The organism is Pirellulales bacterium (assembly GCA_019694455.1).
Lineage (GTDB): Bacteria > Planctomycetota > Planctomycetia > Pirellulales > JAEUIK01 > JAIBBY01.
On sequence record JAIBBY010000002.1, the window covers coordinates 83973 to 101215 of the forward strand.

A 17243-nucleotide genomic window follows, 5' to 3' on the forward strand; every position below is an offset into this window, starting at 1 on the left:
CGGTACTGACATAGCATCCAAGGAAGCCGAGGCACGAATCGCCATTCTATCGGTCGCTGGGGGGGCGTAAACCGCCGCGACAAGTGATTCGCCGAGCGGAAACGGCGTGCCAGGGCCGCGCCAACGTTTGGTGCGCGGGCGGTGGCGCTGGCCGGGCGATATAATCGACGTGATCACAGGTTGGGTTACTTTCGCAAACTCTGGAAACTTGCGCCATGCGAATGCCGTGGGCCTGCTGGCTGCTGTTGTTTGTGTTTTCCATTACCCCATTACGCGGCGCGGAACCGCTACGGCTGGCGACGTTTCAGGTGGACGCGACGCCACCACTTGGGAGTCCGCTCTGCGAGGGGGCGGTGCCGCCGGCCAAGGAGATTGTTGATCGGCTCAGCGCGCGCGGCTTGATTTTGGTGGGCAGCGGCCCGCCAGTGTGTCTGGTGGCGGTGGATTGGGTGGGCATCGCCAACGCGTCGCACGACCGCTGGCGCGAGACGTTGGCCGGGGCCATTGGGACCAGCGCCGATCGCGTGGCGGTACACGCGCTGCACCAGCACGACGCGCCGGGCATCGACGAGTCGAGCGAGGCCTTGTTGGCAGCGCGTGGGATGCGGGGCCAGATTTACAACGCTGAATCCGCCGAGCAGGTGCTGCGCACGGCGGCCGACGCCGCGCGCGCCGCCATGCAACAACTGACGCCGGCGACGCATTTGGGAGTGGGCATTGGCGTGGTGGAGGGGGTGGCGTCAAATCGGCGCATACTAGGCGCCGATGGCCGCGTACAGCATGTGCGGTTCAGTTCTTGCAAGGACGAGGCGGTGCGCGCGGCGCCGGAGGGAACGATCGATCCGCGGGTGCGCTTGATCAGCCTATGGAGCCAGGATCGGCCGCTCGTGGTGTTGAGCTACTACGCCACGCATCCGCAGAGCTATTACGGTCAAGGAGGAGTGAGCGCCGATTTTGTCGGCATGGCGCGCGCGCTACGCGAGGCCGCCGTGCCGGGCGTGCCGCATATTCACTTCAACGGCGCCGGGGGGAACGTGGCCGCGGGCAAGTACAACGACGGCTCGCCGGCCATGCGCCCGATTTTAGCGGAGCGACTGGCGGTGGGGATGCAGCGCGCCTGGGAGGCGACGGAGCGGCGGCCGATCGACGGCGCGGCGCTTGCGTGGAACACCACCGTCGCCAAGATGCCGCTCCGAGACATAGTGCAAGACGAGTCCGCGCTGGCGCGCGTGCTGGACGACGCCGCCGCGCCACAGGCGGAGCGGATGCGCGCGGCGCGCGATCTGGCGTATTGTCTGCGGGTGCGCGAGGGAAAGCATCCGGTAATCGCCTGCCTGGGATTGGGGCCAGATATTCGCGTGCTGCACATGCCGGGAGAACTGTTCGTGGAATATCAATTGGCGGCGCAGCAAATGGCGCCGCAAGCCACCGTGTGCATGGCGGCCTATGGCGATTACGGCGCGGGCTACATTGGCACGGCCATCGCCTACTCGCAAGGGGGCTACGAGACGAGTCCTGTCTCGCGCACCGCGCCCGAGGTGGAAGAATCGCTCATGACGGCGATGCGACAATTGCTGAAAGCCGATGCGACCGCAAAGCCGAATTAGGCCGCAAAGAGCACATACCAAAGCAGCGGCAAGAGCACGAACAGCGCGACCACCAGTCCGGCGATGATCTTGGTCGTCCGCTGCTGCGACAGGCGGCGGTAGGCGCGCGAGGGGCGCGGAGCTTCCTCCAGCGGTTCGATCTCGGTGATTTCTTCGGCTTCCGCCACGGGGGCGGGGCCGCGCGGACTGAGCAATTGCGGGTCGAATTCAAACTCGGAGCCGATGGGCTGGTCGTCGCTCGATTCAAAGACCTCTTGCGCGGCGCGCCATTGTTCCCAATCGCTGCGCCAAACGAGCGCATCGGCGGGGACGCGCCCTTCGGCCAACCAGCGGCGCATCACATCGGGCGCGGCTGGGCCAAACTGTTCGCCGCTGGCGTAGCGCACATGCCAATGCGTGTCGGGGGGACCAGAGAGCGGGTCGCTGCTCGGACCGGCCGGCGCCGCGCTCGCCGCCAGATGGTTGGTGCCGGTGGTCGGATGAGAATCGCCGCTGCCACGCTTTTGAGCTGGCGCCACCCGCAAGTTGGGCATCGACTGCGTGGGGACGTAAAAGCGCGCCTGGCAGTTGGGACAGACGCCGCGCTTGCCCGCCAGGAAGTCTTTGACGTGCAGTTTGTGTCCGTTGGGACAGAGGAAACGGATGCCCATGCGGTTGGCAGCGAGGGGTATTGAGAAGTAGTGCCATGTCAGGCGCTTGCCATGCCTCGGCGCCGACCAGAAAGGGATTATACGATTTTGAGGCGGGCGTGGCGCAGGGTCTGCGCGCGCTGCCCTTGCGGGCTTGCGGCGATTGAACCACACTACCTAACTTTGTCTGGCTGCGGGGTTTTGGTCGGCAGCGGATAGCATGGGTTTAGTTGAACGATGAGCATCTCGGCCTGGACAACCATAGGGGTGATTGGCGCCGTGTTCGCGGCGCTGGCCTTCACATCGATCGCCCCGGATATCGCTCTGGTGGGGGCGCTGGGGTTCTTGTTGGTGACGGGCATCCTGTCGCCGGGCGACGCGCTGGTCGGCTTCGCCAACGAAGGCATGATTACCGTGGGCGTGCTATTTGTGATCGGCGCCGGGGTGCGCGAAACGGGCGGCGTGGACATCATTGCCAATCGGTTGTTCGGGCGGCCGAAGTCGGCGTCTGGCGCAGTGACGCGGCTGATGCTGCCGGTGGCGGCGCTGAGCGCCTTCATGAACAACACGCCGCTCGTGGCGATGCTGATTCCGGCGGTCAACGATTGGGCGCGTCAGTTGCGCATCGCGGCGTCGAAGGTGATGATGCCGCTGAGCTTCGCGGCGATTTTGGGCGGCACTTGCACCTTGATCGGCACCAGCACCAACCTGGTGGTGAATGGTCTGGTGATCTCCGCCGCGGCCAACGAAGAGCAAGCGCTTGGCAAGACCGATCTGCCGCATGGCCTGGGGATGTTCGACATCACCTGGGTGGGGTTGCCTTCGGCGCTGGCGGGGTGCGCGTATGTAATCTTTGTCAGCCGCTGGCTCTTGCCCGACCGGCGACCCGCTATCAGCCGGCACGACGATCCGCGCGAGTACACAGTGGAAATGCTGGTGGCGCCCGATAGCCCCCTGGTGGGCAAGACGATCGAGGACGCGGGGCTGCGCCATTTGGAGGGGGTGTACCTGGCGGAGATCGATCGCGCAGGAACGATCATGCCGGCGGTTTCGTCGCTCGAGCGATTGCGGGCGAACGACCGGCTGGTGTTCGTGGGAATCGTCGATTCGGTGGTGGAGATGCGGCGCATCCGCGGGCTGGTGCCGGCCACCGATCAGGTGTTCAAGCTGGTGAGCCCGACGGGCGAACGCACGCTGGTGGAGGCGGTGGTTTCGGACACCTGCCCGGTGGCGGGGCGGACGATCCGCGATGGCCGTTTTCGGTCGATTTACAACGCGGCGGTGATTGCCGTGGCGCGCAACGGCGAGCGACTGCGGCAGAAGATCGGCGACATTGTGTTGACGCCGGGAGACACGTTGCTGTTGGAGTGTCATCCGTCGTTCGCGGAACAGCAGCGCAACAGCCGCGATTTTTACCTGGTCAGCGCGATCGAAAACTCGAACCCGCCGCATCACGAGCGCGCGGCGCTGGCGATTGGCATTTTGCTTTGCATGGTGATCGCGGTGACGCTGGCCGAGACGGAGTGGTTTGCGACCATTCCCAGTCGCGTGGCGGCGCTGGGGCCGGTGGTGCGGGCCATCGCCAGTCTGTCGATGCTCAAGGCGGCGGTGATTGCCGCGGCGGCGATGCTGGTGACCGGTTGCGTGACCATTGGATCGGCGCGGCGCTCGATCGATTGGTCGGTGTTGGTGGCGATCGCCGCGTCGTTTGGCTTGGGAGCGGCGCTGGAAAAGACGGGGGCGGCCAAGGTGATTGGCAGCGCGATCATCGACGTTTCGGGCGGCAGCCCTTGGTACGCGCTGGCCATGCTGTACGTGGTGACGGTGATCGTGACCGAGCTAATCACCAACAACGCCGCGGCGGCGCTGATGTTTCCGTTCGCGCTGGCCACGGCGCGGAATCTGGACGCCAATCCCATGTCGTTCATCATCGTGATCATGATGGCGGCGTCGGCGGGTTTCGCCACGCCGATCGGCTATCAGACGAATTTGATGGTCTACGGTCCGGGCGGATATCGCTTTAGCGACTATGTGAAGGTGGGGGTGCCGCTCGACCTGTTGATTGGGGTCATCACGGTGCTGATCGCGCCCTTGGTTTGGCCATTTCACAGCTAGCAGATGATCGGCGCGCGGAGAGGCATCGCGCTGGACCCTGTTTTTTGGCAGGGATAGAATGGCCGAAGTCGCTCGCCATTTGCATTTTGCCGATGTCTCTTGCCCGAGGAGCTTATCTGATGCGCGCGCTTTGTTGGACCGTGCTGGCCGCTGTTGCCTTGTTGAGCCATGCGGTCGCCACCGCCGAGGAGATTTCTGGAGATTATCTCGAAACGCGGACCTGCGACGTTTACACAGGACCCTGTTTCGCGAACGGCCAGGTGGGGCTAACCGGCCGCGACGCGCTGCTGGCCTGGAGCATTGACCGTGGCTCGTTCAACGGTGTTGATCTCGCTGGCCGTCAGGTGGTGATGGCTATCCGCGCCTCGGATACGCTGGGCTTTGGCGGCGGGATGGTGGTGCGGCCCGATCCGATCCGCTCGGTGGTGTTGGTCGATCAAGACGCCAGTCCCGCGCAGCGCGACGCGCTGGTGGCGTTCGCCAAGAGCCGCGCGGGCCAGTTGGCGGGCGAGGTGACGCGTGTCGAGTCGGTGGCGATCGACATGACGCTCGATCATATCGACATGGTGGCCAAGCTGACCGCCGGCAAGGTGGCTCACATCGAGACGCGTAAGCTCGGTAAGGGAGATTGCGTATGCACCAACGAGATGATCTTTTATCCGCCGCTGACCGACGTCGATAGCTACGAGCCGGCATACACCGTGGAGGCGGGCTATCAGGGACGTGGGCTGGGGAGCCGCTGGCAGGCGCCGCGCACGCGCAGTTCGTTCTTGGCCACGTTCAACGTGAAGACCGAAGAACTGGCCGCGCGATAGGCGCAGTGTTCGACAGTCAGATTGTCAAAGGAAAAGCCGCGCACGGCAGCGCGGCTTTACTTTTGCGCGGGGGAAGCGGACGGTTTACCGTTCCGCGATCGGCAGAAAATCGCGCTTGTTGGGACCGACGTAGATCTGCCGCGGGCGGCCGATCTTTTTGTTCACCGAGCGGTGCATCTCCACCCAGTGGGCGATCCAGCCCGGCAAGCGGCCGATGGCGAACATGACGGTGAACATCGGCTCGGGCAGTCCCAAGGCGCGGTAGATGATGCCGGAGTAGAAGTCGACGTTGGGATAGAGCTTGCGTTCGACAAAGTACTCGTCGTGGAGGGCGACTTCTTCGAGTTCTTGGGCGATGTCGAGGATGGGGTCGTCGATGTTCTTTTTCTTGAGCAGCTTGTGGCACGCGTCCTTGATGATCGAGGCGCGCGGGTCGTAGTGCTTGTAAACACGGTGTCCAAAGCCCATGAGGCGGAAACCGCTGTCCTTTTTCTTGGCGAGCTCGACCGCCTTGCGAACGTCTCCGCCGTTGGCGCGGATATGTTCGAGCATTTCGATGCAGGCCTGATTGGCGCCGCCATGCAGCGGCCCCCACAGGGCGCAGATGCCGGCCGCGATGGAGGCGAACAGATTGGCGTCGGCCGAGCCGACGATGCGCACCGTGGAGGTGCTGCAATTTTGCTCGTGGTCGGCATGCACGATGAACAACAGGTTGAGCGCGCGGACGGCGTCCGGGTCGATCACATACGGCTCGGAGGGGACCGCGAACATCATCTGCAAAAAGTTCTCGACGTAATCGAGATCGTTGCGCGGATAGATGAACGGCTGGCCAATCGACTTCTTGTAGCTGTAGGCGGCGATGGTGGGCAGTTTGGCCATCACCCGATAAATCGACATCTCGACCTGCGCGGGATCGCGCGGGTTGAGCGAGTCTTGATAGAACGTGGAGAGCGCGCCGACCACTGAACTGAGGATGGCCATGGGGTGGGCGTCGCGCGGAAAACCGTTGTAAAACGAGCGCATGTCCTCGTGCAGCATGGTGTGCCGACGAAGATTTTTGCGGAACTGTTCAAGCTGATCGGCGTTGGGCAGTTCCCCATAGATGAGCAGGTAGCTGATCTCGACAAAGTCGCAGTGCGCCGCCAGTTGCTCCACCGGGTAACCGCGGTAGCGGAGGACGCCATTTTCGCCATCGAGATAGGTGATGGCGCTGGTGGTCGAGCCGGTGTTGACGAACCCTTCGTCCAGCGTGATGTAGCCGGTTTGCGAACGCAGCTTGGAGATATCGACCGCGTGTTCGTTCTCTGAACCGACAACGATGGGCAACTCGATCTGCTGGCCATTGAGTTGCAGCTTGGCAACTTCCGTCATCGAGTTCGATCCTTCCCGATTCTGCGCAGGGGATTTGGTCGCAACCATTGCAATCTGCTGTCTTCTGCTATCGTGTGTTGTTAACCCGCAGTGTAGCGGCGCGCGGCGCTTACCACAATTCACGTATCGAACATTGCACGCGCCCACTATTACTATTGCTTATGCGAAGCAGTCATGGTCGACGCCGCGGCGGACGAGTCTGCCGCCGCTATAATCGTGCGACGACCAGAGTTGAGTGTCGTTACCTGGTAGTTAAGGCGGCAAGAAACGGTTGGCTCGCCGTCTCAACCTGCTTTGCGCGTTCGTCAGTGGCTGGTCGGAATCGATCCATGCGACAACTGAGTTGGCTGTGTCTGTTGATGTTGGCCTGGGCCGGGTGCGAACGGCCGGCGGAGTTTGCCGCGCCAACTGCCGTCGCGGCGCCCTATGGCGCCAAGATGGGGGGGGAGTGGCCGGGCTGGCGCGGACCGGTTGGCCGGGGCGTGGCGGAACAGTTTCCGCGCGCGTGGCAATGGCCTCGGCAGGCGCCCGCGCTCGTTTGGGAGCAACCCACCGGCGATGGCTGGTCTTCGCCGGTGGTGGCCGATGGGCGGGTTTTCGTTACCGATCGCCAGGGAGACAAAGAGCGGCTGTTGGCCTTTGACGCCGATCGCGGCAAGAGGCTGTGGGTGGTTGAGAACCGCGTCGATTTTGAGCCGCACCCCGTGGGGCGCAAGCATGGCAACGGGCCAAAATCGACGCCGGTCGTCGCCGACGGCAAAGTGTACAGCCTGGGGATCGCCGGATATTTGCAATGCGTCGACGCCGCCAACGGCAAGCGCCTCTGGCAGCACGATCTGCCGGCGGAGTTTTCGGAGTCCGTTCCACTGGCCGACGGCCGGGCGTACGTGGACGGTACTCGCTCGGTCGTTGTGCCGACGACTGCCGGCCAGGGGGGGCGGGCGCCGCTGTTTGGCTACACCGGATCGCTATTGGCGATCGACGGCAAGATCGTGCTGTCGGTGGGAGGAGAGCGCGGCGGCACAGTGATGGCCTTCGACGCGCCGACTGGCAAGGTCGTATGGCAGGCATTGCGCGAGCATGTGTCGTATTCGTCGCCGGTGGCGGCGATGCTGGCCGGCGTCGAGCAGGTGGTGGTGATGACGGGGCCGCGCGTGGTGGGCCTGCGACTGGCGGACGGCAAACTCTTGTGGAGCCACCCATTTCAAATTCAATACGACGAGAGCATCAGCACGCCCGCTATTGCGGATGACCTGGTGCTGGTGACCGGCGATGGCAAGCCATTGACCGGGCTGCGCATAGCGACCGCTGGTGAGGGGCAACAGGCGAGCGTGGCCTGGGACAACGTGGATCTGACCAGCTATTTGTCGTCGATGTTGGTGCACGAAGGGCACGTGTACGGGATGGCGGACGACGGGCAGTTTGCCTGCGTGCGTCTGTCCGACGGCAAGACGCTGTGGCAAGGGGGCGACCACGGCTACTACGCGTCGCCGGTTTTGGCGGGAGATCGCCTGCTCGCGCTGAACGAGGAGGGGAGTGTGGCACTGTTGGCGGCCAATCCGGCGCGGTACGCCGAGTTGGGCCAATGGAAATTGGCCGCCGGCGCGACGTGGACCATGCCCGCCATCGCCGGCGGCCGAATTTTTGTGCGCAGCGCCGATCGTTTGGCGTGCTTCGATCTGAGCGCGCCTTGAAGCACTGCGCTGTGACGGTTAGCGCGCCTTGACGGCCTTCAGGGTGGTCTGGCGACCGGGGCGATAGAAGCCGACCGACTCCAACGATTTGTAGACTTCTTCCAAAGTCTTTTCGCCAAAGTTGGAGATGCTCAACAGATCGTCGCGCGTGCAGTGCAACAGGTCGTTGACGGTGAAGATGCCGCGCTCTTCGAGACAGTTGGTGGTGCGAACCGTGAGCCCAATCTCGGCGGTGCTCATCGACAAGCGGTTTTTGAGATCGCGAGCTTGACCCTCGGCGGCGCTGAGCGGAACGCGCGTCATGACAATTACCTCCCTGTACAAGAAATGGTTGACGAGTGGGGCGTCGACCGCGGCAAGTCCCACATGCCGCAAGTGGGGAGCAGTATAACAATCGCCCCGCGGCTTTCGTAGCAATTGGCGCTGAAAAAATCGCGTGATAGCAGGGGTTTTGCCAGCATCGCCTCGCTGGTCGGCGCGCGACCGGTATACTCAAGTGACATGGCCGATTTACTCCAACATTTGACGTCTGCCCAACGCGAGGCCGTGCAGCACATCGACGGCCCGCTATTGATTTTGGCGGGTCCGGGGAGCGGCAAGACGCGGGTGGTGACGCACCGCATCGCCCACATGCTGAGCGAGGGGGTGCCGGCGCGGCAGATCGTGGCGCTGACGTTCACCAACAAAGCGGCCGAGGAGATGCGCTCGCGGGTCGAGGCGCTGGCGCCGGGGCAGCATGTGTGGACCAGCACGTTTCATCGATTTTGCTCGCGGCTGTTGCGCAAGCACGCGGCGCTGGTCGGTCTGGAGCAGAACTTCACGATCTTCGACACGGGCGACAGCCAGCGGGCGCTTAAGCTGGCGCTGGAGCGGTTGAACTTTGATCCGGTGCATTACACGCCGGAGCGGATCGGGCAGGCGATCAGCCACGCCAAGAACAACCTGCTGACGCCGGAGGCCTATCTGGCGCGGCCCGCCGGCGCGCTGGCGGCGGTGGTGGGACGCGTGTACCCGGCGTACCAATCGCAATTGCTGGCGGCCAACGCCGTGGACTTTGACGACCTGTTGCTGCATGTGGCCACGCTGCTGCGCGACAACCCAGAACTGCGGGCCGGCTACGACGCCGCGTTTCGCTACATCATGGTCGACGAGTATCAAGACACCAACAGCGCGCAGTACGCGATTGTGCGGGCGCTGTCGATTCAATATCCCAATCTGTCGGTCACTGGTGACCCTGATCAGTCGATCTATGGCTGGCGCGGCGCCAACTTGAGCAACATTCTGGAGTTCGAGCGCGACTACCCCGAGGTGCGGGTGGTGCGCTTGGAGCAGAATTATCGCAGCACCAAGAGTATTTTGCGCGCGGCCGACGCCTTGATCGCGCACAACGTGCGGCGCAAGGAAAAGGCGCTGTTCACCGATAACGAGGAGGGGGCGCCGGTCCGCTTCACCCTTTACTCGAATCAAAGCGAGGAGGCGGATGGCATCGCCGACCGCATCGCGGCGGAGATCGAAGCGGGACGCCGCCGGCCGAGCGACTTCGCCATTTTCTACCGGGTGAACGCGCTGAGCCGCGAGTTGGAGCACGCGCTGCGCGAGCGCGGCGTGCCGTACCAGATGATCAGCGGTCTGGAGTTTTATCAGCGCAAGGAGATCAAGGACGTTCTGGCGTATTTGCAAGTGCTCAACAACCCGCGCAACGAGGTGGCCTTTTTGCGGGTGATCAACTCGCCGGCGCGCGGCATCGGCAAGGCGACCATCGAGCGCCTGCGAGCGCATGCCGATCGACGCGGCCTGTCGCTATTCGACGCCGCTCGCGAGGCGGGCGTGGTCGAAGGACTGCCCAAGCGGGCCGCCACCAGCGTGGCCCGCTTCGTGGCGATGTACGACCTGCTGGGGACGCTCATCGAGCGACCGGTGGAAGAGATCATGGGGCGGCTGCTCAAAGAGTCGGGCTATCAAGACGCGCTCGAGAAGTCGGACAGCGAGGACGATCAGGAGCGGCTGGCCAACGTGCAGGAGTTGCTCACCGCCGCGCGGCAATACGACGAACGACACCCCGACGATGGCGGCCTGGAGCGCTTTTTGGAAGAAGTGTGCCTGGCCAACGAGACTGACGCCTGGGAGGCGGAGAACGACCGCGTCACGCTGATGACGCTGCACGCCGCCAAGGGGCTGGAGTTTCCGGTGGTGTTCATCATCGCCCTGGAAGAAGGGTTGATGCCGCACGAGCGCAGCTTGCAGGCGCCCGACCAACTAGAAGAAGAGCGGCGGCTCTTGTTTGTGGGCATTACCCGCGCGCGGCAAGAGCTATGGCTCAGTCAGGCCTACTATCGCGAGTTTCGCGGGCAGCGGCGCATGACGATACCGAGTCAGTTTCAGATGGAGTTGCCGCGCGACGAGTTCGATTGGCACGGCGACACGCCGAGCGAAGTGGATTGGCTCGAAGAGTTCCATCAGGAGCCGGTGGTCTCGCCCGAGGCGTTCGAATTTCCGCCGCGGCCCAAGCAGTTCGCCATCACGACGGCGGCCGAGATGGCGCGGGGCGACGCGCCGGCAGCCTCGCGGCCGGCGATCTCGCCAGAGACTTTTTGCCACAACATGCGGGTGCTGCATCCCGAGTATGGACTGGGGACGATCGTGGCGCTGTCGGGCTCTGGGGTGCGGCGGATGGCGACGGTGGAGTTTGGCAGCGTGGGGGTGAAAAAGTTCGTGCTGCTCAACACCAATCTAAAGCCGGTGAAGTAGGGCGCTCGCGCATCGAGTCGGCGCGAGCTAAATGGATTCTTCGTCACTCGCCGGGGCGATTTGGGCGGAGAGTCGTTTGGGGGCGACCAGGCGATACGAGTCGCGCACGAATTCGGCGATGTCTTCCCAGTCGACGCCGGCATCGAGCCAAATGCCGATCCAACCGCTCGGCCCGACATAGGGCGGGGCAAAGAAGCAATCGGGGGCGGCGCGGATCATGCGGGCTTGCTCGCCCGGCGCCGCCTTGAGCCACACCGCCTCGCGCCCCGCGCCGTGATGGTTGTGGCCGCTGGCGTGCATGGCGAAGATTTTGTTGCGCACGCGGAAGGTGGCCTCGCCCCAGGCCTCGACCTCGTGCGCCTCGGGCAGCTTGAGGCAGAGCTTGCGCAGGCGAGTGATGGCGCGCGGCGGCATGGAAAGCAGGGGGAGAAACTAGGAAGAAGCGATTAGGGAGATCGTAACCCACGCAGCGCGTTGTCGGAGTACACGGAATCGGATTTTTTTACCGGCTTCCGAATTCACGGCGGGGCCAAAGTCGAGGTTCTCGCGCCGCATTAACGATGCTTCCGGACAGGTTTGGCAAGATTGACTGGCTATGCCAGCGCTGGCGTGGTAAGTGCATGCGTGAACAGTTGAATCAGCGTGAAATAGAGTAAGCTTCGCCTGCATTTGGAGTTGTCACAGGACAGTATTCGGTCAGCGGTACCGGCGAAGTGGTCGGACACAGCGCATTCGATGATAGGCTACAGAGCATGATGATTGTCGTTCCTTGGTTGCTTGGCGTCGGCGCCTGCGCTGGTTTGATCTGGTCGCTGCTGGTTTGGAACGCGGCCGGGTTTTTGGTGTTTGATCCATTCTATCTGAGCATGCGGGATGAGGTCGTCGCGGACGGCTTAGTCTTTCAGTCGCTCAATCAACGGTGTCGGATAGTGTTGCTGGCGGCGCTCGGCCCGGCGTGGCTGATGTGCTTGAGTTGGGCGGCCCTGGCGATCTACGAGATGACGGCAGCGCCCAAACGTTCTCAGAGGTTGCGGTATGGTGTCGGGGCGCTGCTAGTCGCTACTTTCACCGCTGCCGTCTGGTCGTTTGTTATCTGGAAGGCGTCGGGCATGCTCATATATGACTCGATTCGAGACGCGTTTTCGGATGTCGCACGTCGAGATGCGCGACTGGCGCCCGAAATCAACGCGACCTGGCGCCATCTTGTGATTTGGGCCATCTGTCCGGCATGGTTAATGTGTGTGGCCTGGATCGTGTGGGCGAAGGTGGTTTGGCGCCGCACACGGCTACCGAGCGCGACACTACCGGCGTGACAGGCCTGATTGGGCGATCAATCGCAAGTACGACATCGAGCGCATTGGCGGACAAGCCATCACTGCGTCGCAAAACTCGGTAGGCGGCGCGTATTCATGTGCGTCCATGTAATGCAAGATCGTCGATGGAGCGACATAGACGACTTCGGAAGTCGGCACAAAGAGATTGTTTACGCCCAGCTCGATTCGAAAATGGCCGCGCGCAAAGATGGTTGGCCCGCCAGTTAGTCGACAGAATTCGCACTGGTGAACCCCCAAGGCGAGTCCTGGTTGCCAGGGATTGGCGAGCAACTCACAAAGCCGATCAACGATGGTTGGGTCGACGCCTCCCTCGGTATGGATGTGGCCGGGCTGTAGCCAGCCCACGGCAAGCACTGGCACGCGCGCGATCTTGCTGAAGAGCGAGCAGGATTCGAGATCTGTGTAGTGCATCTTGTCGGCCCAACTTCGAGAATGGCCCCTCACCGCGACCTGCGGCCCAAGCCTCTCCCCCTGTTACGCTGCGTGGGGGGCGAGGCCGAAAGACCAGGACGCAAGCGAAGCCAGTAGCGTAACAAAGCCCTAAATTCTCGCAGCATTTTCAGGGGTATCGCAACCTATCACCACTGCTGCCGCGGCCTGGCCGCTTTCGATGCAAGCCGGCACGCCGACGCCGCGGTAGGCGTTGCCGCACAGGGCCAAGCCCGGCAGGCGCCGCGCCCGCGCGAAGATGCGATCGACACGCTCGGCATGCCCCACATGATATTGCGGCATGGCCTGCCGCCAGCGCACCAGCCGAAAGAGCGCCGGTTCGCCGCGCGCGCCGAGCAGTTCGGCCAGTTCGCGAAGCGCGAGTTGGCGAATGGCGTCGTCATCCAGTTCGTGCAAGTGAGGCTGGCAAGCTCCACCGAGAAATGCCCGCAGTAGCACGTGCCCTGCCGGCGCGCGATGCGGAAACTTCACGCTCGTAAAACTGCACGAGAGGATCGGGCGTCGCTCGATCTCTGGGACGACAAAGCCAAAAGCGTCGAGCGGGTGGGCGATTTGCTCGCGTCGGTATCCGATCTGGGCGATCACGCAGCCGGCATATTCGATAGCGGCGAGTTCGGCGGCCAGGTCGGCGTCGAGCGGCGCCAAGAGGCTGGCGGCGTGGCGACTGGCGCAAGCGACGATCACGGCGTCTGCCTCCTGCGGTTCGCCGCCGGAGATGGCGAGTCGCCACCTGCCGGTGGGCAAGCGCTCCAGACGCTCGACGCGCTGCGCCAAGTGAATTGATTGCTGCGGGAGGCTGGCCGCCAGGGCCTCGACCAGGCTTTGCATGCCGCGTCTGGGCGCGACGAAGAGGCTGTAGCGGGCGCCGCTGTGATGATGGTCTTTGCCCGACTGTTTTTTTCCGGCGCGGATGCCGCGATAGAGGCTGCCGTGTCGGCGTTCCATGTCGACGAAGCGCGGCAGCGCGGCGCGCATGGAGAGTTTGTTGGGGTCGGCGGTATAGATGCCGCTGACCAAGGGTTGCGCCAGCCGCTCAAAGGCTTCGCGCCCTAACCGGCGGCGGCCAAAGCTGGCGAAGCTTTCGTCGGCGTCGTCGCGCCGCGCCGGCAACAGCGCCTCGGCGAAGAGGCGGAGCTTGCCGGGCCAGGAGAGAATCGGGCTGGCGACGATTGGCCTCAGGCGCGCGGCGGTGAGCAGCGTGAAGCCGTCGGGCAGCTTTTGCAGTTTGCCGCGGGCGACAACATAGGCGGTGCGATGGCGATCGTCGGTTGGGAGCAGTTCGGACTCAAAACCGATGCGGCGACACAACTCGACGGCGGCCGGTGGATCGGTGATGAAGTTGTCGGCGCTTTGTTCCAATAGCCAGTCGTCATCGATCTCGGTCTTGAGCACGCCGCCCAGCCGGTGGCCGGCCTCCCACAGGGTGACCGTCGCGCCGGGATCGAGCTCGCGGGCGCGCTGCGCGGCGGCCAGGCCGCTGATGCCGCCGCCGATCACCGCGATTTGCCGACCGGTAGGGGAGGTTGTGGATGGGGCCATGACTCCATGGTACCCGAACGACGCGGGGGGCAATGGCATCGCGCCGAGCGTTGAAAAGGGGGGGCGGCTAGTGCATGATGGTTGGGCTAAATTGGCGGCTTGGCGTCAGGGTGGTCTTGGGTCTGCCCGCGTGTGGGTCGCCGCCCAAGTACGAGATTGGCGCGCTGCTCGCGCCGCGATGGTCGCGCCCCGCGGGGCGCCTTCTGGGAGAGCCTTGAGTTGGAAGAGACAGCAGTTGACACGTCGGCGCAGGCGCGGCGGCGGCGCATCCGCGAAATCGAAGTGATGGTGGCCGACATCCTGGTCGAGACGCCCGACACCACGACGCTGGTGTTCTTCACCGGCAACGACCGGCTGGAGTATGAGGCGGGACACTTTCTGACCATCGACCCGCATCAGTTCAAGGCGCTCGATCGCTTCACGCGCTACCTGGAGGACATGAAAGGGAAGAAAGAGCCCCCGCGCGCGTACTCGATGTGCTCTGCCCCGCACGAAAAGTATCTGGCGGTGACGGTCAAGGAGGAGGAGTACATCACCGGGCAGACGAAGTATCCGCCGCTGTTGTCGCCGCTGTTGGTGCGGCGGGTGCTTAAGGGGCAGCGGATGGTGGTGACCGGGTTCACTGGGCCGTACACGCTGCCGCGCGACATCGAATCGAAGACCGATCATCTGGTGCATATCTGCGCCGGCTCGGGGAGCGTGCCGAACCTGAGCATCATCAAGCACGCGTTGCAAACCGGAATGAAGCTGCGGCACACGTTTGTCTATAGCAACAAGACGTACGGCGATGTGATCTTTCGCCGCGAATTGGACGAACTGGAGCACGCCCATCCAGGCAAGCTGCGCGTGATTCACACGCTGACGCGGGAGCCGGCGGCGCCGTCGCACGGCCCCAACTATCGCGTGGGGCGCATCGGCGAGGGGTTGTTGCGCGAGTTGATCCCCGACCCTTCGGCAGTGCATGTGTTTTGTTGCGGGCCGGCGATCACCAAATACGATCGCGACCTGGCGAAGGAGCGCGGGCAAGACCCGCCGCCGCGCTTCATGGAAACGACGCTCGCCGCGCTCGACAAGCTGGGGATGAAGAAGGAACAGATTCACCGCGAGAGCTACGGCTAGTCAGCGCGTAGTTCGCGCGAGTCATGCTTGGCGCGCGGCGCCAGCCATCTCGTCCCGTCGCGCGCGGCCGATTGAGTCGCGACGCGTTGGGGGTTACAACAGCGGCGGTTCGATTCGCTGGTTATGAGGACGATTGGACATGCCGCGCGCGGAAAGCAGTGTTGCCCCTGGCTGGTGGGATTACACCACACTCGATCAAAAACTAGTGGCCGACGCCGCCGCGCTGACCGGCGAACAGGTGTTTGGCCTGTCGCGGCCTGGCTTTCGGGTGGTGGTGTACGACACCCTGGAAGAATTCTATCTGGCTGAGGCGCTGGAATACATTCACGCCTGGCGGCAGTCGACGCTCGACAACCCGGTGGGAATCTGCGGACCGATCGGGCCGACAGAGCAATTGCCGCTGGTGGCGCGGCTGGTGAACGACTTGGAACTGGACGTGCGCAGCGCGCACTTCTGGGGGATGGACGAGTGGTACCTGGATGGGCAGGCGGCGCCGCTTGCGCATCCGTTGTCGTTCGAGCGCGCCGACCGCGAGTTGTGCTTCGATCGGATTCACCCCTCGCTGCGGATGCCGGACGAGCAGTTGCACTTTCCCAAGACTGATGTGCGGCCGTTTATCGAGAGTTGGCGGTCTGCCCGCTGCGCGGTGATGCAAGGAGGCCAGGGGGAGGTGAAGCACTGGGCGTTCAACGATCCGCCACGGCGCGAAGGGCAGTGGACGGCGGAGCCGCCGCCGCCGGCGGAGTATTTGAAGCTGTCGACGCGCATCGTCGATTTGCATCCGATGACGTTGATTCAGAACGCGCGGACCAGCGGGGGCGGGAGCGTGGCGAGCGTACCGCGGCAGGCGATCACCGTGGGCCCCCAAGAAACGTGGCAGGCCGAGAAGGTGAGCATCTGGCATGCGGGCAATCACGACAACCCGTTTGGCATGCGGCTGACGACGCTGATGATTTCCAAGAACATCGCCGACGCGGCCGTGCCGATGTCGCTGTTGGCGCAGCATCCCAACGTGCAGTTCAATTTCTATCGCCACGGTATCGGAAGCTGCCAGGCCGAGATGCATTAGGACGCGATTGGGATGTGCGCGATGGCAGCAGCGCGGCCACCCATGCAAATTGAGTTACTCGATCGACAACGAGTTGGCGCGGCGGCCGACGCGCTGGCGCGCGGATTTCAGAACGACCCGCTGTATTCGTTTGTCGTGCCGCACGCGGAGCATCGCCGCCGGTGGCTGCCGATCTTCTGGCGTCAGATATTGAAAACCACGCAGCCGTTGGGACACACCTATCTGGCGGTGGACGACGCGGGCCAGATCGGCGGGGTGATCGCGCTGACGCCGCCGGGTAAGTTCCCGCATTCGTGGTGGAGCGACCAGCGGATGTTTTGGAACATTCTGCTGCGCCCGCTGCCGTGGGTGCCTGCTCTCCGGCCGCTGTGGCCGCTGAAGCGCTACGCCGAGGCGTTCGACGCCATGCACCCGGCCGATCCGCACTGGTACGTCGATGTGCTGGGGGTTGATCTGGCGCGGCAGCGCGGCGGCATCGGCCGGCGGCTGATGGGGCGGGCGATCGAGTTGTCGCGGGCCAGCGGCGATTTGCTGTGGCTGGAGACGGAGAACGTGGCCAACGTGCCGTACTACGAATCGCTGGGGTACGTCGCGAGCGAGCGGCGCGATCCGGTGGCGGGCGGCCCGCCGACGATCGGCATGCGACGCGACTGCGATACTTAGTTGGCTCAGTTCGGGCCAATTGGTCGCGGAAAACGCGCTTCTCTCGTCGCTATGTAACACGCCCCGCCCGGCTTGCGCTTAGCTGCCAGT

General features: G+C 63.8%; 15 protein-coding genes. 9 read left to right on the forward strand and 6 right to left on the reverse strand.

Features of this window, described 5'->3' with window-relative positions; translation table 11 throughout:
* The first annotated feature begins 215 nt into the window (after window positions 1–215).
* Entirely contained in the window at window positions 216–1607 is a 1392-nt protein-coding gene (locus K1X71_01645; GenBank protein MBX7071825.1) for a hypothetical protein, read from the forward strand.
* On the opposite strand, the gene K1X71_01650 is transcribed toward K1X71_01645, so the two are convergent.
* Window positions 1604–2257 carry a DUF4339 domain-containing protein gene (locus tag K1X71_01650; protein MBX7071826.1) on the reverse strand — a complete coding sequence of 218 codons (654 nt, stop codon included), beginning with the start codon at window positions 2255–2257 and terminating at the stop codon, window positions 1604–1606. The genes K1X71_01645 and K1X71_01650 overlap by 4 nt on opposite strands.
* A gap of 216 nt (window positions 2258–2473) precedes the next feature.
* On the opposite strand from K1X71_01650, the gene K1X71_01655 reads away from it, so the two are divergent.
* Entirely contained in the window at window positions 2474–4351 is a 1878-nt protein-coding gene (locus tag K1X71_01655) for an SLC13 family permease (GenBank protein ID MBX7071827.1), read from the forward strand.
* 119 nt (window positions 4352–4470) lie between these two features.
* A complete protein-coding gene (locus tag K1X71_01660; GenBank protein ID MBX7071828.1) occupies window positions 4471–5166 on the forward strand; it encodes a DUF1326 domain-containing protein in 696 nt (231 codons plus the stop codon).
* Window positions 5167–5250: 84 nt separating this feature from the next.
* Here K1X71_01660 and K1X71_01665 read toward each other — a convergent pair whose 3' ends face one another.
* The gene (locus K1X71_01665) at window positions 5251–6537 is read right to left on the reverse strand and encodes a citrate synthase (protein ID MBX7071829.1); all 1287 of its coding nucleotides are present in this window, start codon (window positions 6535–6537) and stop codon (window positions 5251–5253) included.
* Between the two features lie 329 nt (window positions 6538–6866).
* Between K1X71_01665 and K1X71_01670 the strand changes: the two genes are divergently transcribed.
* Window positions 6867–8231 (forward strand): PQQ-binding-like beta-propeller repeat protein, encoded by a 1365-nt coding sequence (locus K1X71_01670; protein ID MBX7071830.1) that lies wholly within the window; start codon window positions 6867–6869, stop codon window positions 8229–8231.
* Window positions 8232–8249: 18 nt separating this feature from the next.
* Here the strand turns inward: K1X71_01670 and K1X71_01675 are convergent, their stop codons facing one another.
* A complete protein-coding gene (locus tag K1X71_01675) occupies window positions 8250–8534 on the reverse strand; it encodes a DNA-directed RNA polymerase subunit alpha (protein ID MBX7071831.1) in 285 nt (94 codons plus the stop codon).
* Between the two features lie 198 nt (window positions 8535–8732).
* Here K1X71_01675 and K1X71_01680 point away from each other — a divergent pair, with 198 nt between their 5' ends.
* Window positions 8733–10979: a UvrD-helicase domain-containing protein gene (locus tag K1X71_01680; protein MBX7071832.1), complete on the forward strand. Its 2247-nt coding sequence runs from the start codon at window positions 8733–8735 to the stop codon at window positions 10977–10979.
* Between the two features lie 27 nt (window positions 10980–11006).
* On the opposite strand, the gene K1X71_01685 is transcribed toward K1X71_01680, so the two are convergent.
* Window positions 11007–11393, reverse strand: coding sequence for an MmcQ/YjbR family DNA-binding protein (locus K1X71_01685; GenBank protein ID MBX7071833.1), 387 nt, complete (start codon window positions 11391–11393; stop codon window positions 11007–11009).
* Window positions 11394–11731: 338 nt separating this feature from the next.
* Between K1X71_01685 and K1X71_01690 the strand changes: the two genes are divergently transcribed.
* On the forward strand, window positions 11732–12292 hold the full coding sequence (locus tag K1X71_01690; GenBank protein MBX7071834.1) for a hypothetical protein: 561 nt from the start codon (window positions 11732–11734) through the stop codon (window positions 12290–12292).
* Here the strand turns inward: K1X71_01690 and K1X71_01695 are convergent.
* A complete protein-coding gene (locus K1X71_01695) occupies window positions 12281–12724 on the reverse strand; it encodes a hypothetical protein (protein MBX7071835.1) in 444 nt (147 codons plus the stop codon). The two genes, K1X71_01690 and K1X71_01695, sit on opposite strands and share 12 nt — an antisense overlap.
* A 129-nt stretch (window positions 12725–12853) precedes the next feature.
* Window positions 12854–14302, reverse strand: a complete 1449-nt coding sequence (gene hemG, locus K1X71_01700; protein ID MBX7071836.1) for a protoporphyrinogen oxidase — start codon at window positions 14300–14302, stop codon at window positions 12854–12856.
* Window positions 14303–14587: 285 nt separating this feature from the next.
* Between hemG and K1X71_01705 the strand changes: the two genes are divergently transcribed.
* From K1X71_01705 to K1X71_01715, 3 genes are all read left to right on the forward strand, one after another.
* Window positions 14588–15421, forward strand: coding sequence for an oxidoreductase (locus K1X71_01705; protein ID MBX7071837.1), 834 nt, complete (start codon window positions 14588–14590; stop codon window positions 15419–15421).
* 139 nt (window positions 15422–15560) lie between these two features.
* Window positions 15561–16490, forward strand: a complete 930-nt coding sequence (locus tag K1X71_01710) for a glucosamine-6-phosphate isomerase (protein MBX7071838.1) — start codon at window positions 15561–15563, stop codon at window positions 16488–16490.
* A 42-nt stretch (window positions 16491–16532) separates the two neighbouring features.
* On the forward strand, window positions 16533–17153 hold the full coding sequence (locus tag K1X71_01715; GenBank protein MBX7071839.1) for a GNAT family N-acetyltransferase: 621 nt from the start codon (window positions 16533–16535) through the stop codon (window positions 17151–17153).
* The last annotated feature ends 90 nt before the right edge of the window (window positions 17154–17243 follow it).